At 62.1% G+C, this 22,696-nt stretch carries 30 protein-coding genes and 1 riboswitch; of the genes, 24 read left to right on the forward strand and 6 right to left on the reverse strand.

Annotated elements, in window-relative coordinates; genetic code table 11:
- Window positions 1-3: 3 nt before the first annotated feature.
- Window positions 4-393, reverse strand: coding sequence for a hypothetical protein (locus tag EOA19_RS20370; protein WP_128304619.1), 390 nt, complete (start codon window positions 391-393; stop codon window positions 4-6).
- A 72-nt stretch (window positions 394-465) separates the two neighbouring features.
- Window positions 466-1,176, reverse strand: coding sequence for an FkbM family methyltransferase (locus EOA19_RS20375; RefSeq protein ID WP_164892974.1), 711 nt, complete (start codon window positions 1,174-1,176; stop codon window positions 466-468).
- Between the two features lie 235 nt (window positions 1,177-1,411).
- On the opposite strand from EOA19_RS20375, the gene EOA19_RS20380 reads away from it, so the two are divergent.
- The 6 genes from EOA19_RS20380 (at window position 1,412) to EOA19_RS20405 (ending at window position 3,739) form a co-directional block, all read left to right on the forward strand.
- On the forward strand, window positions 1,412-2,122 hold the full coding sequence (locus EOA19_RS20380) for a glycosyl hydrolase 108 family protein (protein WP_128304620.1): 711 nt from the start codon (window positions 1,412-1,414) through the stop codon (window positions 2,120-2,122).
- Window positions 2,119-2,337: a hypothetical protein gene (locus EOA19_RS20385; RefSeq protein WP_128304621.1), complete on the forward strand. Its 219-nt coding sequence runs from the start codon at window positions 2,119-2,121 to the stop codon at window positions 2,335-2,337. The genes EOA19_RS20380 and EOA19_RS20385 overlap by 4 nt, the downstream gene beginning before the upstream one ends.
- A gap of 1 nt (window position 2,338) precedes the next feature.
- Complete coding sequence (locus tag EOA19_RS20390) at window positions 2,339-2,572, forward strand: hypothetical protein (protein ID WP_023814075.1); 234 nt, start codon at window positions 2,339-2,341, stop codon at window positions 2,570-2,572.
- The gene (locus EOA19_RS20395; protein ID WP_032909564.1) at window positions 2,557-2,742 is read left to right on the forward strand and encodes a hypothetical protein; all 186 of its coding nucleotides are present in this window, start codon (window positions 2,557-2,559) and stop codon (window positions 2,740-2,742) included. The genes EOA19_RS20390 and EOA19_RS20395 overlap by 16 nt, the downstream gene beginning before the upstream one ends.
- Complete coding sequence (locus EOA19_RS20400) at window positions 2,742-3,065, forward strand: hypothetical protein (protein WP_013530789.1); 324 nt, start codon at window positions 2,742-2,744, stop codon at window positions 3,063-3,065. Before EOA19_RS20395 ends, EOA19_RS20400 begins: the two co-directional genes overlap by 1 nt.
- A 359-nt stretch (window positions 3,066-3,424) precedes the next feature.
- Window positions 3,425-3,739 (forward strand): hypothetical protein, encoded by a 315-nt coding sequence (locus tag EOA19_RS20405; RefSeq protein ID WP_127297818.1) that lies wholly within the window; start codon window positions 3,425-3,427, stop codon window positions 3,737-3,739.
- Between the two features lie 86 nt (window positions 3,740-3,825).
- Here EOA19_RS20405 and EOA19_RS20410 read toward each other — a convergent pair whose 3' ends face one another.
- Entirely contained in the window at window positions 3,826-4,533 is a 708-nt protein-coding gene (locus EOA19_RS20410; RefSeq protein ID WP_128304622.1) for a hypothetical protein, read from the reverse strand.
- A 39-nt stretch (window positions 4,534-4,572) separates the two neighbouring features.
- Window positions 4,573-4,743 carry a hypothetical protein gene (locus EOA19_RS35315; RefSeq protein ID WP_164762750.1) on the reverse strand — a complete coding sequence of 57 codons (171 nt, stop codon included), beginning with the start codon at window positions 4,741-4,743 and terminating at the stop codon, window positions 4,573-4,575.
- Between the two features lie 89 nt (window positions 4,744-4,832).
- On the opposite strand from EOA19_RS35315, the gene EOA19_RS20415 reads away from it, so the two are divergent.
- From EOA19_RS20415 to EOA19_RS20425, 3 genes are all read left to right on the forward strand, one after another.
- Window positions 4,833-6,383, forward strand: coding sequence for a glycosyltransferase family 39 protein (locus tag EOA19_RS20415; RefSeq protein ID WP_128304623.1), 1,551 nt, complete (start codon window positions 4,833-4,835; stop codon window positions 6,381-6,383).
- A 127-nt stretch (window positions 6,384-6,510) separates the two neighbouring features.
- Window positions 6,511-7,029 (forward strand): peptide-methionine (S)-S-oxide reductase MsrA, encoded by a 519-nt coding sequence (msrA, locus tag EOA19_RS20420; RefSeq protein WP_128304624.1) that lies wholly within the window; start codon window positions 6,511-6,513, stop codon window positions 7,027-7,029.
- Between the two features lie 386 nt (window positions 7,030-7,415).
- Window positions 7,416-8,447 carry a formyltransferase family protein gene (locus tag EOA19_RS20425; RefSeq protein ID WP_128304625.1) on the forward strand — a complete coding sequence of 344 codons (1,032 nt, stop codon included), beginning with the start codon at window positions 7,416-7,418 and terminating at the stop codon, window positions 8,445-8,447.
- A gap of 44 nt (window positions 8,448-8,491) precedes the next feature.
- On the opposite strand, the gene EOA19_RS20430 is transcribed toward EOA19_RS20425, so the two are convergent.
- Entirely contained in the window at window positions 8,492-8,812 is a 321-nt protein-coding gene (locus EOA19_RS20430; protein ID WP_023814068.1) for a hypothetical protein, read from the reverse strand.
- A gap of 195 nt (window positions 8,813-9,007) precedes the next feature.
- Window positions 9,008-9,121, forward strand: a riboswitch (TPP riboswitch).
- Here EOA19_RS20430 and EOA19_RS20435 point away from each other — a divergent pair.
- The 7 genes from EOA19_RS20435 (at window position 9,112) to EOA19_RS20465 (ending at window position 14,608) form a co-directional block, all read left to right on the forward strand.
- Window positions 9,112-9,720, forward strand: coding sequence for a YkoF family thiamine/hydroxymethylpyrimidine-binding protein (locus tag EOA19_RS20435; RefSeq protein WP_128304626.1), 609 nt, complete (start codon window positions 9,112-9,114; stop codon window positions 9,718-9,720). (Overlaps the previous riboswitch by 10 nt.)
- 103 nt (window positions 9,721-9,823) lie before the next feature.
- Window positions 9,824-10,576, forward strand: a complete 753-nt coding sequence (locus tag EOA19_RS20440; RefSeq protein WP_128304637.1) for an ABC transporter permease — start codon at window positions 9,824-9,826, stop codon at window positions 10,574-10,576.
- Window positions 10,573-11,340 carry an ABC transporter ATP-binding protein gene (locus tag EOA19_RS20445; protein WP_128304627.1) on the forward strand — a complete coding sequence of 256 codons (768 nt, stop codon included), beginning with the start codon at window positions 10,573-10,575 and terminating at the stop codon, window positions 11,338-11,340. The genes EOA19_RS20440 and EOA19_RS20445 overlap by 4 nt, the downstream gene beginning before the upstream one ends.
- Window positions 11,333-12,352, forward strand: coding sequence for an ABC transporter substrate-binding protein (locus EOA19_RS20450; protein WP_128304628.1), 1,020 nt, complete (start codon window positions 11,333-11,335; stop codon window positions 12,350-12,352). Before EOA19_RS20445 ends, EOA19_RS20450 begins: the two co-directional genes overlap by 8 nt.
- Before the next feature lie 263 nt (window positions 12,353-12,615).
- Complete coding sequence (locus EOA19_RS35915) at window positions 12,616-12,927, forward strand: hypothetical protein (RefSeq protein WP_245486228.1); 312 nt, start codon at window positions 12,616-12,618, stop codon at window positions 12,925-12,927.
- 668 nt (window positions 12,928-13,595) lie between these two features.
- Complete coding sequence (locus tag EOA19_RS20460; protein WP_128304629.1) at window positions 13,596-14,201, forward strand: hypothetical protein; 606 nt, start codon at window positions 13,596-13,598, stop codon at window positions 14,199-14,201.
- Between the two features lie 251 nt (window positions 14,202-14,452).
- Window positions 14,453-14,608, forward strand: coding sequence for a DUF3309 family protein (locus EOA19_RS20465; RefSeq protein WP_023814061.1), 156 nt, complete (start codon window positions 14,453-14,455; stop codon window positions 14,606-14,608).
- Between the two features lie 283 nt (window positions 14,609-14,891).
- Here the strand turns inward: EOA19_RS20465 and EOA19_RS20470 are convergent, their stop codons facing one another.
- A complete protein-coding gene (locus EOA19_RS20470) occupies window positions 14,892-15,149 on the reverse strand; it encodes a hypothetical protein (RefSeq protein WP_023814060.1) in 258 nt (85 codons plus the stop codon).
- Window positions 15,150-15,233: 84 nt separating this feature from the next.
- Between EOA19_RS20470 and EOA19_RS20475 the strand changes: the two genes are divergently transcribed.
- The 8 genes from EOA19_RS20475 (at window position 15,234) to EOA19_RS20510 (ending at window position 22,358) form a co-directional block, all read left to right on the forward strand.
- Window positions 15,234-15,503, forward strand: coding sequence for a DUF982 domain-containing protein (locus tag EOA19_RS20475; protein ID WP_027035091.1), 270 nt, complete (start codon window positions 15,234-15,236; stop codon window positions 15,501-15,503).
- A gap of 219 nt (window positions 15,504-15,722) precedes the next feature.
- On the forward strand, window positions 15,723-16,448 hold the full coding sequence (locus EOA19_RS20480) for a GntR family transcriptional regulator (RefSeq protein ID WP_023814058.1): 726 nt from the start codon (window positions 15,723-15,725) through the stop codon (window positions 16,446-16,448).
- 3 nt (window positions 16,449-16,451) lie between these two features.
- On the forward strand, window positions 16,452-17,492 hold the full coding sequence (locus EOA19_RS20485; protein ID WP_023814057.1) for an ADP-ribosylglycohydrolase family protein: 1,041 nt from the start codon (window positions 16,452-16,454) through the stop codon (window positions 17,490-17,492).
- Window positions 17,489-18,460 (forward strand): PfkB family carbohydrate kinase, encoded by a 972-nt coding sequence (locus EOA19_RS20490; RefSeq protein ID WP_128304630.1) that lies wholly within the window; start codon window positions 17,489-17,491, stop codon window positions 18,458-18,460. Before EOA19_RS20485 ends, EOA19_RS20490 begins: the two co-directional genes overlap by 4 nt.
- A 57-nt stretch (window positions 18,461-18,517) precedes the next feature.
- On the forward strand, window positions 18,518-19,579 hold the full coding sequence (locus tag EOA19_RS20495) for an ABC transporter substrate-binding protein (RefSeq protein ID WP_128304631.1): 1,062 nt from the start codon (window positions 18,518-18,520) through the stop codon (window positions 19,577-19,579).
- Between the two features lie 63 nt (window positions 19,580-19,642).
- A complete protein-coding gene (locus EOA19_RS20500; protein WP_128304632.1) occupies window positions 19,643-20,506 on the forward strand; it encodes an ABC transporter permease in 864 nt (287 codons plus the stop codon).
- Window positions 20,506-21,294, forward strand: coding sequence for an ABC transporter permease (locus EOA19_RS20505; RefSeq protein WP_023814053.1), 789 nt, complete (start codon window positions 20,506-20,508; stop codon window positions 21,292-21,294). The genes EOA19_RS20500 and EOA19_RS20505 overlap by 1 nt, the downstream gene beginning before the upstream one ends.
- Window positions 21,294-22,358 carry an ABC transporter ATP-binding protein gene (locus tag EOA19_RS20510; RefSeq protein WP_128304633.1) on the forward strand — a complete coding sequence of 355 codons (1,065 nt, stop codon included), beginning with the start codon at window positions 21,294-21,296 and terminating at the stop codon, window positions 22,356-22,358. The genes EOA19_RS20505 and EOA19_RS20510 overlap by 1 nt, the downstream gene beginning before the upstream one ends.
- Window positions 22,359-22,696: the final 338 nt, after the last annotated feature.

Here is a 22,696-nt window from a genome sequence, read left to right on the forward strand (position 1 = left end):
GTGCTAGCAGGACTTGTAGACAGGGATCGTCCCGCAAAGAAATCCGGATTCTGTCAACGCCGTTGCTAAGTCAAGCGCCCCGTCAATCTTGCATTGCGCTACGATAAATCTACCCAAGGTTGCCACCGTCTTCCCATCGCATGGGGTGCCGCCGCCAACAGGCTTACATTTCACATAGGCATTTTCATAAGAAAGCCTAACGCTATGGGCTACTTTTTCCGCAGACGTCGTACCTGATGGCCTAACTCCACAGAGAACAATGGAAGTGCCATCCACCTCGAACGAATTAGCGGTGAGCACGGTCAGTCGACCTTTGATGTCCTTTATTTCTGCCAGCTTCGGCACGGCTTTGGGAACCTTGGGAGTGGCGAATGCTAGGACGCCGATAGTCATGACCGCTCCAAGTCCGACGGCAATGGCAATGAAAGCAATTGGTCTCACGGCTGTCTCACCTCGAATCGGCTATCACTGCGCCTTTATAAACGCGATTGTTCCCCCAGTTCGGCCAAACTCTGTAAATCCACGCCTGGTTATGTTCCGCTCCAACTCCAGCGCTTCGGCAGGGCCGGTCAATTTGGGGTGGAACTCGATGATGAGTTTTTCAAATAACTCAAAATGGTTTGGCGGAATGCTCGTTTCAGCGCCTTCGATATCCATGATCAAGACGGTTGGCCTAAACGGCAGGTCTGAAACGATTGTCGGGATTGAGAGCATAGGTATTGTGAGTCGTTCGGCTTCGTTGTCTCGACGCAACGCGCTGGATGACCAGAAATTTCGGCTGATACCGAAGCTGATAGAACCGTCGGCCGGACCTACAGCGACGGTCCTAAGAACGGGCAAGCTTATCCCATTGAGGCGAAAGTTCTCGCGGATGGATGCCTCTAGGCGAGGGTTTGCTTCGACCATGCAGTAATCATCGATGCCGATGTCGATCATGCAGTTCAACGCCATGAAGCCGATCGCGCTGCCGGCCTCCAGAACCTTGTCGTGGTGGCTCAAAAAGCGCGAAGCCAGAGCCGCATCTTGATCCTCGTAACCTCTGGCCATCACGTACCGCATGCGGCGGGAGACGCCATCCAAAGACAGGGCGATGTTCCGGACTGTTACCGTTCTTCTGCCGGCGGTAAGAATTTCAAAGCCAATATCGCGCACGTTCCGTATAGCTTCCAAGATCATCTCGGTTCCTTACGAGCTGGAATCAGCAGCCGAAAGTAAACGCGCCGGCCCAACTTCTGGCAAGGTGCATGACTCATATCCACGGCTTGCCCGGTTCATGGTTTTCTCCGACTGCGGACTTCCTGATCATCGCATCACTCTGCAGCGCCCTGCGTTTTTCCCGCCTCGCATTTCCTCGACCGTGAAGTTCCTCCACGGTCTCCCCGACCATAGTTCAATCATCAAAGGAAACACCATGGACCGCAACTTCGCTCGGGCGCTTGCGCTTGTTCTCAAATCGGAAGGCGGGTGGTCGGACAATCCGGCTGACCCCGGCGGCGCCACCATGAAGGGCGTGACGCTTGCCAGCTTCCGCCGCTATGTGAAGGCCGACGCGAGGAAGGCGGATCTGCGTGCGATCAGCGACGCGCAGGTCGCCACCGTTTATCGCCGCTTCTACTGGGACGCTGTGCTCGGCGCCGAATTGCCCGATGGCGTCGACCATGCGGTGTTCGATTTCGCCGTCAACAGCGGGCCTGGCCGGGCGGCCAAATATTTGCAGGCGGCCGTCGGCGTTGCGCAGGACGGGCGGATCGGACCGGTCACCGTCGCGGCGGCCAAGGCAAAGCCGGCCGGCGTCACCATCGATGCGCTTTGCGATGCGCGGCTGGCGTTCCTCAAGCGGTTGCCGACATGGGCAACATTCGGGCGCGGCTGGTCCGATCGTGTCAGGTCGGTGCGGGTTCAGGCCCTGCTGATGTCGGCGCAGGGCCCCGCGGCACCGGTGGCCGCGCCGGCGTCGCCCAGGTTTGAGACATCGGCTGATGTGATGCCGGCGACCCAGCCCGTGCAGCCGGCGTCCGGCGGCAAGACGGCTGCCGCGGCCGGCATCCTCGTTCTCATGGCCGGAGCGCTCGCGGCCTTCCGGCATCGGGTCGCCGATTTTTTCGGGGGCCTGTTTCAATGACATGGTTCAACACCAATGCGCTGCACAATCTCCTCAACACGCTGATCGCCATCATCTGCGGCGGCGCGCTCGCCGGCTTCGACTGGACGCTGCTCGGGGTGAGCGACCGCACCGCGCTTCGGATCAGCGGCGCCATTGCCCTTGCCAAGATCATCATCAACGCGGTGCGTGACGGGCCGCGCGGCATGGTCGCGCCGCCGGCCAAGGAGACATGAGATGGGAACACTCGCCCTCGCGCTGCTTGGCCAGGCCTGGCCGTATCTTCTGGCAATGGGCGCCGCGCTTGCCGGTGTCTGGACCGCCTATGCCAAGGGCAAGGCCAGCCAGAAGGCCAGGCAGGATGCCGCCGACGCAGCGGCGCGCACCGAAGCCCAGAAGATCGACGATGCCGTCGCCGGCCGGGCGCCGGACGACAACAGGGGGAGGCTGGCCAGATGGTCAAAATCATAGCGCTCTCGCTCCTGCTGGCCGGCTGCACCAAATCAGGCGGGTCGTTCTGCGCGGCCGGGCATCCCCTCCGGCCGACAAGGGCAGAGGCGGCGACCCTTTCCGATGCGTCGGTGGCGGCGATCCTGGCTCACAACGAAAAGGGCCAGAAACTTTGCGGCTGGAGGCCATGATGAACGATCTTTTCGACCTGCTCGGCATCAAGGGACCGGTCGTGGCGGCGGGTCTCGCCGGCGGCGTTCTGCGCGCGCTGTCGCGGCATCGCTACAAGCTGCGCGAAATGGTGGCCTCGCCGATCTGCGGCGCACTTGCGGCGGCCTACCTGACGCTACCGGCGGTTTCCTACGCCAGGATCGCCGGCCTGCCGATGCCCGATCCCGCCGACGACACCACCACGCTGGCGGCTGCCTTCCTGATCGGCGTCTGCGCCATGTGGATTTCGGACGTGCTGTTCGAGTTTGTGGTGCGGAGATTCAAGCCGGGGGTGGAGGAGTAGCTATTGGCACCGCGTCGTCTGTTGGCTACTGCCTCGGAATTACCGAGGCAGGCAACCTGGCGCGGCGCTGCTCTCATTTCCAGAAACGACCGCTGCCCGCTTCGGCTCACGCCGGGGCGGCTTTTTTGTATTTCCGATCGGCTATTGCTGAGCGGCATTCGATCTGACCGGTCTCGTCATCGCCCGTTGTCACAAGCAAGTTAATCATGTCGGTTATGCATAATGATTATTGTTAATTTTTGATTGATGCACCGAAACTAGATAAAGACTTGAGCGGATGAAGTGTTCATATATTGTTAAACAAGAGGTAGACCACAGAAGACGGAAGCCATCTCCATCATCAAACGGGAGTAGCTTTCATGAACAAGTTCACTGTTATTTTAGCCGCTGTTGCAGTTGCATCGTCCGTTGGAGCCGCCGAGGCAGGTTGTGGGTGCGGAGGTTCGGGCGGCTGGGGAGGCAATTCGGGCAGCCTGATCAATGTTTCGCCATCCATCGACCTTGGCAAGATCACCGCGCTGAACGACGTGCTCAGCGGCAACAACATCCTGAGCGGCAATGTCGTCTCAGGCATTCTGAACGGCAACAAGACCAACATCGTCGGTGGCGTTCTGAGCGGGCTCGGCGTCAACCTGCTGGGCGGCAACAGCTACAGGCTGGGCAAGCGCCACTAGTTCGGCGCTGCATTCCAATCATCGAAGACAACCCAAAATAGCCCGTTCCGGTTCGCCGGGCGGGCTATTTTCGCGTGTCGGGCCGATCAAGCGAGGATGTTGACCGCGCGTGCCGCGACCAGCGCGATGGTCAGCAGCGAGATCATGGCCTCGGCCATCATCAGCAGCTTGGCGCGCTGGGAGAGTGGCAAGGTATCGGTGGGCGAAAATGCGGTCGCATTGGTGAAGGCGAGGAAGAAATAATCGACGAAGCCGGGCAGCCAATCTCGAAGCTCACGGTCGTTCAACGTCATCTGCGCGAACAGGAAATCGGCCTGTGCGAGCTTGACGAGGCCGCAGGTCGGCGGACCGCCGCGGTCGGTGCTCCAGAACCACAAGGCAAACACGATGACGTTGGTAACCCAGATGTTGAGTGCGTCGATCAGCAGCGTCGTACCGCTGTTGCCGGCATGGCCCTCCAGCAAGGCACGCACCAGCAGGACCAGCGAACCGCAATTCATGATGCTGATGATGGCGGTCATGGTCAGGGCTGTTCTGCGGATCATGACCCGAAACTGGCCGATCGCATGCCACTCGTGGTCCTCGACCGCCTTTCGGGTGGCGGCCTGTGCCCAGGCGGTGGCCACCGACAAGGGCAGCAGCAGGGCCGCCTCCAGCGCGGGCGCCACCCAGCGCGGCCCGAATGAGAGATTGTTGATGACCAGAAGCTGCAGGCAGATGATGACGAGAACGGCCGCACGGGCCATCCAGAAATCGAGCGCACGGTAATGAATGACGGCATGGTGGTGGCGCATTTTTCAAATCCTGGATGCTTTTTTGGGGACGGGAGCCGGTCAGGCGTAGGCGACACCTGCCGCGATCACGCCCAAGGCGCCATGCCCGGCATGTTCAGGGTGCTGCGGGATGGCGTGTTCCATTGTTGTCTTGCTGGCATGTGATGACGGGAGAGGCGGCATGGTGGCGCGAAACTCTGCCTCAATCTTGGTTTTGCCATGGTCGGCCAAGTATACATTTTCGTAAGCTTCAAGTTCTGGGCTGTTCGTAAAACCGTCCGGTGTGATTTATCCACCGCATGACGCGAATCGACGAACCCATGAACGGTTGGCTGCCGGTCGGCAGTTCTGTTCCAGGCGACTGGCGGCAGTCGTCGATCTGGCCGGGTCTGATGCGCTATCCAGAAGCCGGCCTGGCGCTTTTATGCCTGACGCAGATCCTGTGCTGGACCGTGGTTCCGGCGCTTGTCGATGCCGCCCCGCCCGGCGATGTCGTCGAGAGCTTCATGTGGGGCCGCGAATGGGTGCTTTTGACCTACAAGCATCCGCAGCTCCCCGGCTGGCTGCTCGAGATCAGCCATCTTCTGACCGGATCGTTCCGCTGGCCGCAATATCTGCTCGCCCAGCTTGTCGTCTCGGCGACCTTCGTCTTCGTCTACCTGCTGGCCCGCGACATGCTCGGGAGAACCCGCGCGCTGGCCGCCGTGCTTTTGATGCCGTCATTGTATTTCTTCGGCTGGCCGACACCGCAGTTCAATCATGATTACGCGCAGATGCCCTTCTGGGCCGCAATCTGCTGGCTGCTGTGGCGTGCGGGCCGTGGCGGTGGGCCGGGCTGGTGGCTGCCGCTCGGACTGGTGTCGGGCGTCGGGCTCTATGCCAAGTTTTCCACCGGGTTGCTGTTGCTCTTCGGGGCGATCTGGCTGTTGTCGGACACACGGGCACGCAACCGGCTCGCCACGCCCTGGCCCTGGCTTGGGCTCGCGGTTTTCCTCGCCGTCGCCGCGCCGCTGGCCGTCCAGCTCTACCGCATCGATTTCCTGCCGCTGACCTATGTCGCCGGCCGCGATGAATGGGTGTTGGTCCACCGCGCCCGCCTTTACTATATCGGTGTCCAAATGGCGGGGCTCTGCGGCTTATTGCTGGTGCTGTCGATATCGGGGCTGTTGCGGCGTTCGCCCGCGCCGGAACAGCCCATCGAGCGCGGCGCGCTGGCCTATCTCGTGTGGATGGGGCTTGGTCCGGCGGTGCTTGTCATGGTGGCTTCGCTGTTCACCGGCGCCGGCGAGGCGTGGGGCGCGCCGATGTACAATCTGGTCGGCGTTGTGGCGCTCGCCTTGCTGGGTCATCGGCTCGGCGCCGTCGAACTGCGACGGCTGGCGATCTGCGCGTTCGCCTGCATCCTCGGCATGTCCGGTGCCTATGCGGGCATCCGCTGGACGAGTTGCAATTTGCGCGGGCGCATGGATGCCGTCTGCTGGCCAGCGCGGCAGATTTCGGACGAAGCCGAGGCGGTCTGGCACGCGGCGGTGCCCGGTCGGCTCGACATCGTCGGCGGCGATACCCGCATCGCGTTGCTGGCGGGCCTCAACGCCTATGACAAGCCGTCGATCTTCACCGACCTCGACATGCGGCTCGCCCCCTGGATCACCAGCCAGCGGCTGCGCGATCACGGCATGCTCCTGGTCTGGCCCGGGAGCGGCGTGCCACCTCGGCTGCTGGCGTGGCTGGGCAACATCCCCGTCAAGACCGTTCTTTTCGACTGGTCGCTCAGGGCACCACCGGTGGCGATCAGCTTTGCCGCCATTCCGCCTGGCCTGAAGCTACCGGGTTTGATCGACAGCCTCGCCCAAAACGAGCAACTGAAGTAGATCCACCGCGTCCGCTGGACGAAGCAGGTGACAATGCCCATTTATGGCGAGACCACTTGCTTTTACGCAATTCCAGACGGAAAACCGCTACACACTTTTCCTGGAATTGCTTTTGAGGAGACGTGACATGGCGACTTCGACCGAACGTGCAGTCCTTGCCGGCGGCTGTTTCTGGGGCATGCAGGATTTGATACGGCGCTATCCCGGCGTCATCTCCACCCGTGTCGGCTACAGCGGCGGCGACGTGCTCAACGCCACCTACCGCAACCACGGCACCCACGCAGAAGCCATCGAGATCAATTTCGATCCGGCCATCATAAGCTTTCGCACGCTGCTGGAACGCTTTTTCCAGATCCACGATCCGACGACCCGCAACCGCCAGGGCAACGATGTCGGGACGAGTTATCGCTCGGCGATCTATTACACCAGCGACGAACAGAAGCGCGTCGCCGAGGACACCATCGCCGATGTCGATGCCTCGGGCCTGTGGCCGGGCAAGGTCGTCACCGAAGTCGCACCCGTTGGTCCATTCTGGGAAGCCGAGCCCGAGCATCAGGACTATCTGGAGAAATATCCCAACGGATACACCTGCCACTTCGTCAGGCCAGGCTGGAAGCTGCCGGTTCGCGAGACGGCGGTTTCGTAGATTCGCAACTGCGATTTGCCCTGCATTGCTGCTCGACGGTGTCGTCGAGCAGATCATCGCATCCAAACCCCTTCAGTCAGCGCGTCTTGTCGCGTGGTGAAGCCATCGAGCTTTCACCAATGTGCGAAAGCGCCCTTCGAACACCTTCGTCAACGGCGAATGCGGTGCGGTAGGCAAACACGGTCAGGCGGTTGACAGCCTGCCGTATCGCGGTCCAATTGCGCAGGAAGAGTTGATTTCGGGAGACGGGCCGTGAAAAAAGTTTACGAAAAGCCAGTGTTTGTAAAACGCGAGCGTCTTTCGGTTGTAACTGCCTTGGCATCGCCTTCCACTCAGCCGACCTGACAAGCTCGCCCTGATCTGTCGGCCCGTTTGAGCCGCCGAAGATGAGGCCGATCGAATCGACCGATCACTCGGAGCCGATCACAGCCGTTTTTGTCCTCGATATCTCTAACTATACGGGGCCTCTGCTCGCCGGCTGGCTAGAGGCTGGAAATGCAATTGGCGCGATCATCGTGCCCGGGTTCCGGCGTCGTCCCACCGGTTTCAGCATTGGCAATTTCCGGCGAAGGCTTCAACGCAAGCTGCTGCTCAGGCGGTTTATCGGTAACACGCCTGTCAAGTTTATCGAATTTGGCCGCCCTTACGATTGGAATGCGCTTGGTCGGCAATTGTCTGACGTCCGCGCCGATGTGCTGGTCTGCTACACTTTGCCTGTCTTGATCCCTCAAGAGGTTCTTGGCCATTTTTCCAAAGGCGGGGTCAACCTCCACCCGGCGCTGCTCCCCGACTATCGAGGGCCCCACCCGATCCAGCGCTTGGCCGTGGACGGCCGGTATGCGGCTCATGGCGGCGTCACGCTCCACAAGATGTCCGCCGGTTTTGACGAGGGTGACATTCTCGGGCAGGTGCCGTTTTCCGAAGCTGACTGGACATCGAGAGAAGCCTTGGTCGACAGCACGGCAACCGCTATGCGGATTCTGGTGAGCGAGGCGGTGCCGGCCTACTGCCGGGGGCTGTTGTCAGGAATGCCGCAGCCGAAAGGCGACTTCGTCTGGGCGCGGCTTCAGCCCAGCCACCTGATAATCTCGCCGGCCATGTCGGTCGAGCATGTTGTACGGCTATGGCATGTGCTTGGCCTTCTGCCAGGCATCTATCTTGAAATCGGAACGCGCAAAGTCAGGCTGGGATTCCAGATCAGAAGGCTGGGGCCCTGCACAGGAAAGGCTCCGGTCAGGCGGTGGGGAACAGTGGAATTCGATCTCGCCAACGGTCGGGTCCTGTATTTTACCTACGGTAGAGTGCTCAAACGGCTGCTCAATTCAAAACACCTATTTTCGCGCCCGCCCGCCGGGAAACCCGCTCCAGAAATCCGGCTGTTCGGCAAAGCGAGTGCTGCGGACCAGAAAAACGGATGAAGTCGCTGGGCGATGCCCAGCGGCTTCATCCGTTTGCGACGTGGTTACTTGCCACAATGATTATCGTTTACCGTTGGCGCCGTCGCGTTACCATCGGCGTCCGGCTGCGCGCCTTGCGGGTTGGTCGGGCAATTCTGATCCGCGTTCGAATTCATGTCCCCTACCGTGCCAGTCGTGCTGTTGGTCGTGCCCGGGTCGACAGTGTCCGGCTCGATCGTATTCGGGGAAGCCGGCGTGTTCGGCTCAACCGTCACCGACTTGCCGCTGCCGCTTCCATTTGCGTTGTTGCTGCCGGCGCTTTGCGCCATGGCTGACGTGGCCAGACCAATGGTGAGAACCGAAGCTGCGAGGATTTTCATGAACATGGTTTGTCTCCATTTCTGTGAAGTCGTCGCTTATTTTCTACGAAAGTGATCGCGTTGCGACTGTGAGGACAACCGGTCGCGGCGGCGAAGGTTCCCGACAAAATTCCGCTCAGGCGCACCGTGACTGGCGCAATGCTTTTGGCGCAGTGCTCTGAAAAAACGGCTTTCCCTTGAACTCGAATGATGCTTTAAGGCGCACATCCACAGGGGTGCTCCGTACGGTCGGGGCTGAGACGGGGGCGGCAAGCCCACAGACCCTAGAAGCTGATCTGGGTAATACCAGCGGAGCGAGGCGGGCGATGTTTTCAGGCGCACAGATTTCCCTATACCCCATGACCGACGATTTCGTCGGTGTCATTCTTGGCGCGCTCGGTGCGCTCGATCCCTGGCGCGACAAGCTCAGGATCGAGACCGACGACATCTCGACCTTGCTGGTCGGGCCGCCCGAAGTGCTGTTTCCCGCCATGCGTGACCTCTTCGTGGCGGCGGCACGCAGCGGCAAACATTGCGTGTTGTCGGCCACCATCTCGCGCGGGTGCCCTGGCGAACCGGATGATCCGATCTGCCGCTCCGATGCACTTGGCGGGCCTGTCGGGTCGCTCGGCCCGCGCAAGGATGCGGCCATCGCGGCGGTGCGCAATGCTGCTGCCACCGGCCAGCCGGCGGCGGCGCAGTTCTCGCTCTATGTGATGGGCACCGACGACCACATGGACGAGATCTACGGCTGCATCGATTTTCTCAAGCAGTCCGGCGTCTATGAGCGTTCTAAGCATTTCTGCACGAAACTGCGCGGTGATGCCGGTGCGATCTTTTCGGCGCTGGACGAGGCCTTCTGCCGCTTCGGACCAGGCGCCGGCCACGTAACCCTCGACGTCACGGTCTCGGCCAACAGCCCGTCGGCTGTCTGAGCCAGCCGCGCTTTCGCGCTGCCGTCAAAGGTTGTCTCCCGTGGCCACATCATCAGTCGCTTCGCGCCCGATCGCGGGTCTTCTTGTCAAGGCAATGCCGGCCATGATCTCGGTCGGTTTGCTCCTAGTGGCGTGGGAGCTTTATGCCACCTATTCCGGCATCAGGCCGACGATACTGCCGGCGCCGTCGCGCGTTTTCGAGCAAGCGCTGCTCAATCGCCAGGCGCTGGCCGACAACGCCATTCCGACCATCGGCGCCACGCTGCTCGGCTTTGCCTGTTCGCTCAGCGCCGCCTTCGTGCTGTCGATGCTGGTCGACTTCTTCCAGCCGCTGCGGCGTGCGCTGTTTCCCGTCTTAATCGTCAGCCAGACCTTGCCGCTGGTGGCGATCGCGCCGCTGGTGGTGCTGTGGTTCGGCTTCGGGCTGGCGCCCAAGATCATGCTGGTGGCGCTGGTTACCTTCTTTCCGATGCTGGTTGCATTGGTCGAGGGTTATGAGTCGACCGAGGCCGAGATCGGGCAAATGCTCCGCGCCATGGGGGCAGGGCGCTGGCGCATCTTCGTGCTGGCGCGGCTGCCTTCGGCGCTGCCCTATTTCTTTGCTGGGTTGAGGATCTCCATCACCTATGCCGTGGTCGGCGCGATCTTCGCCGAATATGCCGGTGCCGCGAAGGGGCTGGGCATCTATATGCTCAACGCCAAGAACAATTTCCGCCCTGACCTGGTTCTTGCCGCCGTCGGAGTGAGCGCTGCCCTGACCCTTGTCCTGTTCGGGTTGACTGTACTGCTGCAGCGCCTTGCGATGCCCTGGGAGCGGGCCGGCAAGGAAACCGCCGGGAAGGGAGCCTGGCGATGAGCCGGCTGGAACTGCGGTATGTGCGCAAGGCGTTCGGTGGGCTCGACGTGCTGGCCGATATTTCGCTTAGCGTCGGCGCTGGTGAATTCGTCTCGATCCTTGGACCCTCGGGCGCCGGCAAATCGACGCTCTTTCAGCTTCTGACCGGCGCCGAGCATGGCGAGGGCGAGATGTTGTTCGACGGCGCGCCGCTCGACGACCACGGCAGGCATTTCGCCTTCATGCCGCAGCGTGACGCGCTGATGCCGTGGCGGCGCATCCTCGACAACGCGACGCTCGGGCTCGAAGTCCAAGGCATGAGGAGACAGGCGGCGCGGGTGCGCGTTGCGCCGTTGTTTGCCGAATTCGGGCTTGCCGGCTTCGAGCGGCATTTTCCAGCGCAACTGTCCGGCGGTATGCGCCAGCGCGCGGCCTTGCTGCGCACGGTGGTGCAGCAACGCGACATGCTTTTGCTCGACGAGCCGTTCGGCGCGCTCGACGCGCTGACCCGCACGGCCATGCAGCGCTGGCTGGAACAGATGTGGCGGCATCATCGCTGGACGGCGCTCCTGATCACCCATGACGTGCGCGAAGCCGTGTTCCTGTCCGACCGCATCTATGTGCTGTCGGCGCGCCCGGCCCGCATCGTGCGTGAAATTAAGGTGCCGCTGCCGCGCCCGCGCAGCCTTGGCGGCGATGCCGCGCGCCAGGCAAGTACGCTCGAGGCCGAGATTCTCGACATCATCGTCAACGCCACCCCATCCAAAGGACACGATCATGACTGACTTGACGCGCCGGCAGGCCTTGTTGCTGACCCTTGCCACAGGCCTTCCGCTCATTGCCGGATCGGGGCGAGCCCAAGCACAATCGGCACAAAAGGTCACCGTTGCCCTCGACTGGACGGTCAACACCAACCACATCGGACTGTTCGTCGCCCGCGACAAGGGCTTCTATCGCGAGGCCGGGCTCGAGGTCGACATCCTGCCTTACAGCGATACCGGTGCGGGCACGCTGGTTGCAAATCGCGTCGCCGATTTCGGCATCAACGGCACCATCAGCCTGTTCACCCAGAGAACCGCCGGAGCGGACCTGAAGGGCGTCTATGCGGTGGTGCAATCGGAAACCGGCCGCGTGGTCTTCAATGCGGCCCGCAGCGAGATAGTAAGCCCGAGAAACCTTGACGGCCTGACCTATGGCGGCTTCGGCAGCGCCTGGGAAAACGCCCTGATATCGACCATCATCCGCCATGATGGCGGCAAGGGCAATTTCGAGACGGTGACGCTCGGCACCTCAGCCTATGAGGCGCTGGCCAATGGTTCGGTCGATTTCACGCTCGAAGTCTCGACCTGGGAGGGTGTCGAAGCCGAGCTCAAGGGCGTCAAACAACGCAGCTTCGTCTATGCCGATTACGGCGTGCCTGACGAGCATACGACACTGATCTCTTCGAGCGAAGCCTATCTCCAGGCAAACCCCAAGCCTGCGGCAGCCTTTGTCCAGGCGACACGGCGCGGCTACCAGTTCGCGGTCGATCACCCCGAAGATGCGGCAGCCCTGCTGATCGCGGCCAACAAGGATGCGTTGACCAATCCGGCGCTGATCCACGCCTCGCTGAAGGCGCTGATCGACGGCCATTATCTGCGCAGCCAAAGCGGCGCCATCGGGACGATGGATTCGGCCAAGATGGAAGCGATCGGCGACTATCTCTTCGCGTCCGGCATCTTGCGCGATGCCGATGGCAAGCTGGTTGCTCAACGCCCGGATTTCGGGAGCTATTTCCGCAACGACTATCTGAGCTAGTCTGCCAAGATCAAATGAAATGGGTCGCCCGTCTTTCTGGACGACCGCGTGGAGCAGGGTCGTCTGGATGTGGCACCCTGGCTCCCTGACAGCCAGTTTAACACCGATCTGATCTTGTTGATTAACTGCCCGGCAATGGTTGCGTGCAAAGGTCGCCTCGAGGGATCATCGGGGTGTTTGCATTGCTCATATCAAAAAGCGAGGCGCTTTCGCACGTCAGTGACGGCAGGATTCTGTCCGCAGCCCGAAAGCGCGAAATCCTGGTGGATTTGCGTGAAGGTTTCTTTCGGATCTGCGCGCTGGCCTTCGCGGGCATGTTCGTCTACCGCGGCGTATATCACCTGATGCTCGACCCGACCCGCATCAATGTGGCGCTGGTGGCAATCTCCGAGATACTGACCTTTACCTGGCTGCTTCTGTCGCGGCGACCGCAGGTACGCGACTGGAACCCGCTGACGGTGGTTGTTCGGTGGTCGCCAGTTTCGGTGTCGGCTTCATCGACCTGGAACCGGGCGTGGCCATCATCCCGGTCTATGCCGCTGCGCCGCTGCAAGTCCTGGCGTTGGGGTTCGTGATCTGGGGGAAGATATCGCTAGGGCGTTCTTTCGCCATTCTGCCGGGCAATCGCGGCGTGATGACCGACGGTGCCTACCGCCTGGTGCGGCACCCGATCTATGCCGGTACCTTGCCGGTCATGTCCTGTTCCTGCTGTCGGCCTTTTCCTTCTACAATCTTGCTGTCTACGCCGCGATCACCTTCTTCCAGGTTCATCGCATCCTGCGCGAAGAGGCGCTGTTAGCCGCCACGCCGGAATACCGGGACTATATGAAGCGCGCCCACTACAGGCTGTTCTACGGGATCGTCTGACAAGCGGGCCGGCGCAGAATCGTTCGGCCTGCAATCACGCTTGCACTCTCTCACTCCCGCATCCGGCCGCCGATAGACTCTGGCCACTTGCAATCATCGCGGCGGTCTTGCTGATCTTGCGAGAGGCCTATCCATGTCCAGCGCGGTGTGCGGCATGGAGCAGAGTAACGTCCGATCGCCAATGCCTTACGAATTGTTCGTGTAAAGAACAATTATTCAAACTTTAATATCATTTTGTTTCAGAAATTTTGTTGATGTACACCACGCCTCAGGTTCAGTATTCTCTCTCTGAAACTGAAATTCACCACCTCGCGTAGTTGATCTTGCAATCGGCCTCTCGCCAATTGCTTTAGCGCAACGACAACAGGAGAGTGTTATGGCTCACACCATCAAGACAGTCGCCAATATGTTGGCGGGTAGTGCGGTAATTTTAGCTCTTTCCCTGCCCGCCAATGCTGCGGGAATCGGCCTTGGCGTTGGTGCCTCGGTGGGTGGTAGCGGCGGCGTCAATGCCGGTGTCGGGGCTTCCGTTGGCGGCAGTGGCGGCATCAGTGCCGGAGTGGGCGCCTCGGTCGGCGGCAGCGGTGGTGTAAATGCCGGTGCCGGTGCCAATGTTGGCGGCTCGAGCGGTGTCAATGCTGGTCTCGGCGCTTCGGTCGGCGGCAGCAACGGCATCAATGCCGGCGCGGGCGCCAACATCGGAGGGTCTGGCGGCATTACGGCCGGCCTTGGCGCCAATGTAGGCGGGGCGAGCGGCGTCGGCGTGGGTATTGGTGGCGGCATCAATCCAGGCAATCCGTCGAACCCGAGCAATCCGTCCAATCCGTCAAACCCCAGCAGGCCGAGCCTGCCGGGTGTCGTGGCCCAGATGTCGGATAGCAACGTGGCGCGAATGAAGAAGCGCTGCGTCGACGTGCTCAGCAGCGAAGGCGCCTACGACCGCGATCTACGGCAACTCTGCCTCCTGATCGCTCGTCGCTGATACTGGAGGGGCCGGGGATTGGAAGTGCCGAATCAGCCGTGAGGCTCGACCGCACTCTCCTGGCCTCCGGCCGGTAGGAAAGCCCGCCACGCTGGCGGGCTTTCTGCGTCCACAGGCGTGCCGGAATCAAATTCTGGTTGCCATCATCTGGATGGCCGCTTCTGTTGCCGGCAGACCTCTTCCGCACGCGATGCCCGCCACAATCGCGCGGAACGGTAGAGCCTTTGGAGCGCTCGTCTTTGAACATCGCTATGAGTCTTGGAACCATACCGATCATCATTGCGCTGCTTGGCGGCCTCAGCGGCCTCGGTGGCGGTCCGTTCTACGGCACCGGCTACTATGGCGGCGGCGGCCTTGGGCTCGTGCTGCTCATCGCCATCGTGCTTGTCGTGCTCGGGCGTATCTAGCCGGGTTATCGCAACTGATCGCAATCTCGTGAGCGCCCCCAATATCGGCGTGCACCGGATTGTGATGCAGGCAAGCCGGCTTGTGATCCTGCACTCTGCAAAACTTTCGTATGGTCATTGCGGTCCACACCCCCCCCGTGGAAACAAGAGGAGAGGGTCCCACCCCTTGTCCTCCTCCAAGGCCCGCTCCGGTTCACCGTAGCGGGCTTTTGCTTGCTGGCGAGGGGAAACCGGCTCGCATCAAACCCTATGGGCAAGGCATCCAGAAGCTGACGCCAGTCGACTATTCCATGTCAGGTACGTCGCCGCTGACGAAGAGCGTGTTCGGCGGGCCGTATTCGCCCAGCGTCGGATCGGCCTCGCGGCTCCAGGCGATGACGCCGGCATGCTTTGCCGCTAGAGCCCTGGCGGTGCGTATGGCACGGTCTTCGCTCTGCTGGTCGGCGGGTCCAAAGGCTGGGAACAACTCGCCATCCTCACCGCGATCGAACGCGACCACGACGATCAGCCTGGGATTTTTCTGGCCACTGGAATCGGACATCTTGCACCTTTGTCGCGGAACCTATCACATTGCGCGGGGTTGAAGGCCGCGAATCGATGAATGCCGACTTTGGGGAGTGGCATCGTGCAAGATCAGCGTTTCGATGAGCCGGTCAGGATTGCGCTCGGCCGATCGCGAAACTCGATCTTCAACGTGGAGCGGGTCGCTCAGGCTGCCGACATCCTGCTGAACCGCTGGCCGGTTGCAACCGGGCAAAAGCATATGGTTGCCCGTAAGGTCTGTCTGGCCGTGCTAGAGGGAAAGAAAGAAGTCTCGGCGGCAAGGGCGGCGTTCATCAACGCCGCTATCGAGGCGGACATTCTCGTTGAGCCGCGTGAGGTGTCGATCCCGTAGCCTGCCCGGTGAAATTGAATCAAGGATCGGCTCTATCCTCTTGGTTGATCTCGGTCTTTCACACCGGCTTTTCCGGGCCATGGCAACCGGCCAGTTCGGCGCGCTCTGCGGACAATCCGAAATTCGGGGTTCATTGGGCCTGTTTCCGGCATCTGTTGACACGGCATTTCTATCCAGATATTGAACAGGACTATACAGGTTCACTGAACAGGTGCCTATATGAAGCGGCGCGCGGTTCAACTGTCTCCCGGTACGGGCAAACCCGAGCAGATCGCCACCGTTCTCGAACATGAAATCCGCTCCGGTGTTCTCGGCTTCGGCGACCGCCTGCAAAGCGAGAATGAACTTGTCCAGCGCTTCTCCGTCAGTCGCAATACGGTCCGCAAGGGCCTCGAAGAACTGTCCAGCCGCGGGCTGATCACGACCAGGGTTGGTATTGGCTCGTTCGTCACCTTCGACGGCAAGCCGGTCGATGACTCCATCGGTTGGTCGCGCGCGCTGGCCGATGCCGGCGCCAATGCCGAGACGCGGACGCTGCGGCTGGAGGTCATCGAAGACCCCGATCTTGCTGCGCTGCTTGGTATCGAAAGCCCGTTCTTCATTGCCGTTGACCGGGTGCGCACCAACGCCAGCGACGGCCATGCGATCTCCATCGAGCGCAGCCGGCTGCCATTGTCCTCCGAGCTTGAGGACGTACCGTTGCGCGGACTGCGCGAGGGCTCGCTGCACCAGACGCTGCGCGCCGCCGGCCTCATTCCCGACCATGGCGAGGAATGGGTCGAGATCGAGATGCTCAATGCCGAGGATGCGGCCATCCTCGGTTGCCCACAAGGCACGCCCTTCCTGCGCGGCCGCCGGCTGACGCGTGCGGCTGACGATCGGCCGATCGAGTATGTCACCAGCCTGCTCAACCCGGCACATTTTGCGCTGCATATGAGGTTCTGAGCGATGTCGGATGCAACCAGCAAGGCCATCGATCGCGCCATGGGCGCGCTTGTCGGCGGAGCGCTGGGAGATGCGCTCGGCATGCCGACGCAGCTTTTGTCGCCGGTTCGCATTGCCGAACTCCACGGCCATGTCGAGGATTTCATCGAGCCTTTCGCCGATCATCCGGTGTCGAAGGGACTGGCTGCCGGCACCATCACCGACGACACCGAACAGGCGCTGCTGCTCGGCCGCATCCTGGTCGAATCCGGCGACCGTTTCGACCACGCGCGCTGGGTCAATGCGCTGCTCGACTGGGAGCGCGAGGTCAAGGCGCGCGGCAGCTATGATCTCTTGGGGCCGTCGACCAAACGGGCCATCGACGCCATCAACAATGGCGTACCGGCCGAGGAAGCGGGACGCAGCGGCGACACCAATGGCGCGGCCATGCGCATCGGGCCTGTCGGCATCATGATGCCGCTCGAACCATTGGAGGCGTTCGTCGCCAAGGTGGCGGAGACCTGCCGGGCGACGCACAACACCTCGATCGCAATCGCTTCCGCTGCTGCCGTTGCCGCTGCCGTCAGCCGCGGCATCGCCGGCGGTGGCTGGCGCGATGCTTCCGCCAGCGCCGTCGCGGCGGCGAGGCGAGGGGCGACGCTTGGTCATTGGGTCACCGGCGGCGACATCGCCGCGCGTATCGTCTGGGCGCAGGACATCGTGCGCGGCAAGGCGATCAGGGATGCCATTCGGCTGATCACCGATCTGGTGGGTACCGGCGTCGCCAGCCAGGAATCCGTCCCGGCGGCCTTCGCCGTGCTGGAAGTCGCCCGTGGCGACCCATGGCAAGCAGCTATCATCAGCGCCAATATCGGCGGCGACACCGATACGATCGGCGCCATCGCCGCCGGCATGGCCGGCGCCTGCAGCGGTTTTTCCCGATTGCCGCAACAGCATATCGCCCGGCTTGTCGGCCTCGACATGTCAGAGGTTCGCGCGCTTGCCGCCGACCTCGTGGCAGCAAGGGTGGCGAAAATCGGTTCCGGCAAGGATGCGGCGGAATGAGCGGCCGTCTCGTCCATGTCGGCAGTGCCGTGGTCGACTATGTCTACCGCATCGACGCCCTGCCGGCGCCCGGCATGGAAAAGACGGCGTCGAGCTTCGCCCAGGTCGCCGGCGGCGGCTTCAACATGATGGTCGCGGCCAGCCGCACCGGCATGCAGGTGGTGTTCGGCGGCCAACTCGGCAGCGGACCCAATGGCGATTTCCTGCGTGCCGCTTTCGCCGCCGAGGGCATCGCGACGCTGACGCCGCCATCGCCATTGACGGACAGCGGCAACTGCGTCGCCATGATTTCGAGCGACGCCGAACGCACCTTCGTGTCGTGGCCAGGGGCGGAGAGCGTGCTCAGCCGCGACCTGATGGCGCCGGTCGCGGTGGCGCCGGGAGACTGGGTGTTCACCTCCGGCTACACGCTAAGCTATCCCAAGAGCCGCGATGCGCTCACCGATTGGATCGAGGCACTTCCGGCAGATATTCCCTTCGTCTTCGATCCGACGCCGGTCATCTCGGACATTCCGCGTCCCATCCTGTCGCGGGTGCTTGCCCGCACCACATGGCTGAGCTGTAACACGACGGAAGCCGCCGAGATTGCCGGCCCAGGCGATGTCGAGGGACTCGCGGCACGACTTCTCGCCGACCACTGCCCCAAGGCTGCTGGCGTGATCATTCGCGCTGGCGCGAAGGGTTGCCATATCAGGCTGGCCGACGGCACAGCGCAGACCATTGCCGGCTTCAACGTCAGCGCCATCGACACCAATGGCGCCGGCGACACCCATATCGGCGGTTTCGTCAGCGCGCTGGCGCACGGCATCCCGCCCTTCGAGGCAGCGCGCTATGCCAATGCTGCAGCGGCCATTTCGGTCACCCGCCATGGCGGCTCGTCGGCGCCGACGAACCGCGAAATCCAGACATTCCTGAGCCATGCCGCCGACCCATCGGGAGCAGGCCGGACACAGAAGGCCAATGCATAACAGCTGGAAAGCCTGACAAGCCCGGGAAGCGGGCAAACCCACAGAGAGGAACCAACCATGCGCATGCCTGACTTGACTGCTCTGCTGACGGCGACCGCCGTCTTTACCTCCGCACTCACGTTCGCCGCCAAGGCCGACGAAGTGCATGTGCTCAACTGGAAGGGCTACGGCGCCGACGAGCCGTGGGCCGTCGAGGCTTTCGAAAAGGCGACCGGCAACAAGGTCGTCAACGATTTCTTCAATTCCGAACAGGAAATGCTGACCAAGATCCGGACCAATCCCGGCCTCTACGACGTCGTCATGATCAACGCCGCCTTCAACGACCAGGCGATGGACGGCAAGCTGATCCAGCCGATCGACGTTTCCAAGCTGCCGAACTACGCCGACATCAGCAAGGACAAGGCGGGATCGCCGATGCTCGTCCACGACGGCAAGGTCTATGGCGTGCCGTGGGTATGGGGCCTGACGGCGCTCGCCATCAACGAAAAATCCTTCGACAAGCCGCCGACGAGCATCGCCGAGATGTGGGATGCCGCGCACAAGGGCCGTGTCGTCATTCGCGACGACGCCGTTGAAGCGGTGCAGTTCGGCGCCATCGCCACTGGCCAGAACATCAACGACATCAAGGATATGGATGCGGTCAAGACGAAGCTGACCTCGCTGATGCCGCAGATCAAGACCTTCTGGAGCTCGGAGAACGACTGGAACCAGATGGTCGCCTCCAACCAGATCGACATCGGCACCTACTGGAGCGGCTCGGCCGATCGCGCCAAGACGCATTTCAAGCTGCCGGTCTCGCTGGTCGTGCCGCAGGAAGGCGCCGTTGCCTGGCTCGACGCGTTTTCCATTCCGGTCGGCGCCAAGAACGTAGCCGGCGCCGAGGCCTTCATCAACTACATGATCGACCCGAAATTCTACGTCGAATGGGTCACCAAGGTCGGTGCTCCCGTCTCCGCCAACACCAAGGCGGTGGAAGCGCTGCCCGAGGATGCCTTCAACCGCAAGGTCATGGGTGATCCCGAAGTGGCCAAGCGCATCCAGTTCCAGGCGCCGATCACCGACGCCCAGCGCGAAGCCTATCTGGCGCTCTGGCAGCAGCTTAAGGTCGACGTGAAGTAATCACAGCCAGGCCAGCCGGCGGTTCGCGTCGGCTGGTTCTTCCAATACTGGGAGGAGGGTACCATGGCAGCTGCGACAGCGTCGCGAAGCGGGCTGAGACCGGCATTGCCGCTGCTGGCGCCAGCCTATCTCTGGCTGACGGTGGCGATCTTCCTGCCGCTGTCGGCCATGGTCTTTTTCTCGTTCATGACCGAGCTGCCGCTGTCGGGAAAGCCGTGGGCGTTCACGCTTGGCAACTATGCCGCCTTCTTCTCGCAAAGCCTCTATCTGACGCTGCTGCTGGCCTCGCTGCGGCTTGGCCTCGAAGTGACGCTGTGGTGCGTCGTCATCGGCTATCCCGCGGCTTACGTGCTCGCCAAGGTGCTGAAGGGGCGCAGCCGCGAGGCGATCTTCCTGCTCGTCATCCTGCCGTTCTGGTCGAACGGGCTGGTGCGCATCTTCTCCTGGGCGATGGTTTTGCGCGAAGGTGGCATCCTTGACACCGCGCTCAAAGCGGTGCTGCCGTTCAAGATCAACATCGACCTGATGTATTCCTATCCGGCCGTCATCATCGGGCTGGTGCATTCCTATGTGCCGTACATGGTGCTGACCTGTTATCTCACGCTGCAGGCGATCGACGACTCGTTGATCGAGGCCGGGCGTTCGCTTGGAGCCTCGCGGTTGCAGGTGCTGAAGCGGGTGATCATCCCGCTGTCGATGCCGGGGTTGGTCGCGGGTGCGGCGCTGATCTTCGTGCCGGTCGTCGGCTCGTTCATGGAACCGCGCATCCTCGGCGGCCGCACCGGCACCTTCTACGGCACGGTCATCGAGGACCAGTTCGTCGCCGTGTTCAACTGGCCGCTCGGTGCAGCGCTCTCCTTCATCCTGCTGGCGGTGGTGCTGGTCATCCTGGCGGTGGCGTCGCCGGTGCTGCGGAGGGCCGCGTGATGGCGACGACCCGCATCCTCGAATGGCTCGGCCGTCTCTACATCTGGCTGCTGCTCGCCTTTCTTTATCTGCCGATCATCATCATGGCGCTGATGTCGTTCAATGTCTCGCCCTTCTACCAACTGCCGTTCGAATGGACGACCGAATGGTACGCCTCGCTGTGGCAGAACGACCAGCTGATCGCGGCCACCTGGAACAGCGTCGAGATCGCGGTCATCACCACGATCATCTGCGTGGTGCTCGGCTCGGCTGCATCATTGGCGCTCTATCGCTACGAATTTCGCGGCAAGAAGTTCCTGCAGGCGATGCTGTTTCCGCCGATCGCCATACCGTGGCTGATCACCGGCACGGCGATGCTGATTTTCTTCTTCGGTGTCGGCATCGGCCGCGGCCTGCATGCGATCCTGCTCGGCCATGTCGCGCTGGCGCTGCCCTATGTCATCGTCGTCGTCTCGGCCCGGCTGCAGACCTTCGCGCCGGAGCTGGAAGAGGCGGCGCGCTCGCTCGGCGCCAACCAGTGGCAGGTGACGAGGCGCGTTACGCTGCCCTGGATCATGCCCGGCGTCATCGCCGGCGGGCTGTTTGCGTTTGCCGTTTCGTTCGATCAGTTCGTGGTGTCCTATTTCCTGGCGACGCCGGGGCAGACGACGCTGCCGGTCGAAATTTATGCCGCGATCCGCAAAGGGTTCACGCCCGAGATCAATGCGGTCTCGACAATCATCATTGTCGTGTCAATGGCGCTGATGCTGCTCACGGCGCGCTTCTTCAAATTCGGCGGAGAGAAATAATGGCCGGCGTGCAGGTTTCGAACGTCTCGCGCAGTTTCGGCGCGCACAAGGCGCTGGACGATGTCTCCATCGATTTCGCCGATGGCGGCTTCTATGCGCTGCTCGGGCCGTCGGGCAGCGGCAAGACCACGCTGCTCAGGCAGATCGCGGGGTTCGATTTTCCCGACAGTGGCCGCATCACCATCGGCGGCGAGAGCGTCGAGCGGGTGCCGGTCGAAAAGCGGCGCATCGGCATGGTGTTCCAGAACTATGCGCTGTTTCCCAACATGAGCGTTGCCGACAATGTCGCCTTCGGCCTCTCTGTGCGCGGCGAGGCCAAGGCGATCATCGCGACCGAGGTGCAGCGCGCGCTCGATCTTGTGCAGCTTGGCAAGCTCGGTGGCCGCCGCCCACATCAGCTGTCGGGCGGCCAACGCCAGCGTGTGGCTCTCGCCCGCGCCATCGTCACCAAGCCGCGCGTGCTGCTGCTCGACGAGCCATTGGGCGCGCTCGACAAGGCGCTGCGTGTCGACATGCAGATCGAGCTCAAACGTATCCAGCGCGAGATCGGCATCACCACGATCTTCGTCACCCACGACCAGGAAGAAGCGCTGACGATGAGCGACCGCATCGGCATATTGCGCGACGGCAGGCTGGTGCAGGAAGGACCACCGGAGGAGATCTACGACCGGCCGAAGAGCGAATTCGCCGCCACCTTCCTCGGCGACGCCAACATTTTTCGCGGCGATACGACGGGCGATGGCATCCGGCTGCCGGACGGCACGGCGATTGCCGCCGGCGCGGGTGCTCGCCTTGCTGCTGGTGCCAAGGCGAGTTGTGCGGTGCGGCCCGAACGCATCCGTATTGCTATTGATGGCGGGGCTTCGGATGGCAACGCCAACATGCTCAAGGGGCAGGTCTCCAAGCGCATTTTCGCCGGCAACAACAGCACATACTTCGTCGACCGTGCCGGCCAGACGCTGAAGGTGATCGTGCAGAACACCGGTGCCGACAGACTGGCGGAGGGCCAGGAGGTGGTGCTGCGCTGGTCGCCTGAGAGTACGGTGCTGATTGCGCCGGGGTAGTCGACGCGGTTCGATAGATGGGGCTGTTGGCGTTCCTTCGCACCCCCCTCTGCCCTGCCGGGCATCTCCCCCGCAAGGGGGGAGATCGGCTGCTTCAGCGCCGATGCTCTTCCCGAAGCGTTGGGAATTTGCGAAGGCGGATATGAGGGCCAATCTCCCCCCTTGCGGGCCCGTTGCGTTATTAAGTTATACGGGCAAGGAGGGAGGGTCGGGCCAATGTGGGGTGCCTTGCGGCTCGGGTTTGAGGCCGGATTGGCTGGGGTTTGACGGGTTCGGCGGATTTCGGGCGCAATGCGACCCTGTATTAGGTCGCCAGCGTCACCCAGCGGCGCATGTTG

Source organism: Mesorhizobium sp. M7A.F.Ca.US.010.02.1.1 (genome assembly GCF_004023085.1).
Taxonomy (GTDB): domain Bacteria; phylum Pseudomonadota; class Alphaproteobacteria; order Rhizobiales; family Rhizobiaceae; genus Mesorhizobium.

Bases quoted from the DNA above. Each gene is read 5' to 3' on its own strand.
- EOA19_RS20370 (WP_128304619.1), bottom strand. From the start codon at position 393: ATGACTATCGGCGTCCTAGCATTCGCCACTCCCAAGGTTCCCAAAGCC.
- EOA19_RS20375 (WP_164892974.1), bottom strand. From the start codon at position 1,176: ATGATCTTGGAAGCTATACGGAACGTGCGCGATATTGGCTTTGAAATT.
- EOA19_RS20380 (WP_128304620.1), top strand. From the start codon at position 1,412: ATGGACCGCAACTTCGCTCGGGCGCTTGCGCTTGTTCTCAAATCGGAA.
- EOA19_RS20385 (WP_128304621.1), top strand. From the start codon at position 2,119: ATGACATGGTTCAACACCAATGCGCTGCACAATCTCCTCAACACGCTG.
- EOA19_RS20390 (WP_023814075.1), top strand. From the start codon at position 2,339: ATGGGAACACTCGCCCTCGCGCTGCTTGGCCAGGCCTGGCCGTATCTT.
- EOA19_RS20395 (WP_032909564.1), top strand. From the start codon at position 2,557: ATGGTCAAAATCATAGCGCTCTCGCTCCTGCTGGCCGGCTGCACCAAA.
- EOA19_RS20400 (WP_013530789.1), top strand. From the start codon at position 2,742: ATGAACGATCTTTTCGACCTGCTCGGCATCAAGGGACCGGTCGTGGCG.
- EOA19_RS20405 (WP_127297818.1), top strand. From the start codon at position 3,425: ATGAACAAGTTCACTGTTATTTTAGCCGCTGTTGCAGTTGCATCGTCC.
- EOA19_RS20410 (WP_128304622.1), bottom strand. From the start codon at position 4,533: ATGCGCCACCACCATGCCGTCATTCATTACCGTGCGCTCGATTTCTGG.
- EOA19_RS20415 (WP_128304623.1), top strand. From the start codon at position 4,833: ATGAACGGTTGGCTGCCGGTCGGCAGTTCTGTTCCAGGCGACTGGCGG.
- msrA (WP_128304624.1), top strand. From the start codon at position 6,511: ATGGCGACTTCGACCGAACGTGCAGTCCTTGCCGGCGGCTGTTTCTGG.
- EOA19_RS20425 (WP_128304625.1), top strand. From the start codon at position 7,416: ATGAGGCCGATCGAATCGACCGATCACTCGGAGCCGATCACAGCCGTT.
- EOA19_RS20430 (WP_023814068.1), bottom strand. From the start codon at position 8,812: ATGTTCATGAAAATCCTCGCAGCTTCGGTTCTCACCATTGGTCTGGCC.
- EOA19_RS20435 (WP_128304626.1), top strand. From the start codon at position 9,112: ATGTTTTCAGGCGCACAGATTTCCCTATACCCCATGACCGACGATTTC.
- EOA19_RS20440 (WP_128304637.1), top strand. From the start codon at position 9,824: ATGATCTCGGTCGGTTTGCTCCTAGTGGCGTGGGAGCTTTATGCCACC.
- EOA19_RS20445 (WP_128304627.1), top strand. From the start codon at position 10,573: ATGAGCCGGCTGGAACTGCGGTATGTGCGCAAGGCGTTCGGTGGGCTC.
- EOA19_RS20450 (WP_128304628.1), top strand. From the start codon at position 11,333: ATGACTGACTTGACGCGCCGGCAGGCCTTGTTGCTGACCCTTGCCACA.
- EOA19_RS20460 (WP_128304629.1), top strand. From the start codon at position 13,596: ATGGCTCACACCATCAAGACAGTCGCCAATATGTTGGCGGGTAGTGCG.
- EOA19_RS20465 (WP_023814061.1), top strand. From the start codon at position 14,453: ATGAGTCTTGGAACCATACCGATCATCATTGCGCTGCTTGGCGGCCTC.
- EOA19_RS20470 (WP_023814060.1), bottom strand. From the start codon at position 15,149: ATGTCCGATTCCAGTGGCCAGAAAAATCCCAGGCTGATCGTCGTGGTC.
- EOA19_RS20480 (WP_023814058.1), top strand. From the start codon at position 15,723: ATGAAGCGGCGCGCGGTTCAACTGTCTCCCGGTACGGGCAAACCCGAG.
- EOA19_RS20485 (WP_023814057.1), top strand. From the start codon at position 16,452: ATGTCGGATGCAACCAGCAAGGCCATCGATCGCGCCATGGGCGCGCTT.
- EOA19_RS20490 (WP_128304630.1), top strand. From the start codon at position 17,489: ATGAGCGGCCGTCTCGTCCATGTCGGCAGTGCCGTGGTCGACTATGTC.
- EOA19_RS20495 (WP_128304631.1), top strand. From the start codon at position 18,518: ATGCGCATGCCTGACTTGACTGCTCTGCTGACGGCGACCGCCGTCTTT.
- EOA19_RS20500 (WP_128304632.1), top strand. From the start codon at position 19,643: ATGGCAGCTGCGACAGCGTCGCGAAGCGGGCTGAGACCGGCATTGCCG.
- EOA19_RS20505 (WP_023814053.1), top strand. From the start codon at position 20,506: ATGGCGACGACCCGCATCCTCGAATGGCTCGGCCGTCTCTACATCTGG.
- EOA19_RS20510 (WP_128304633.1), top strand. From the start codon at position 21,294: ATGGCCGGCGTGCAGGTTTCGAACGTCTCGCGCAGTTTCGGCGCGCAC.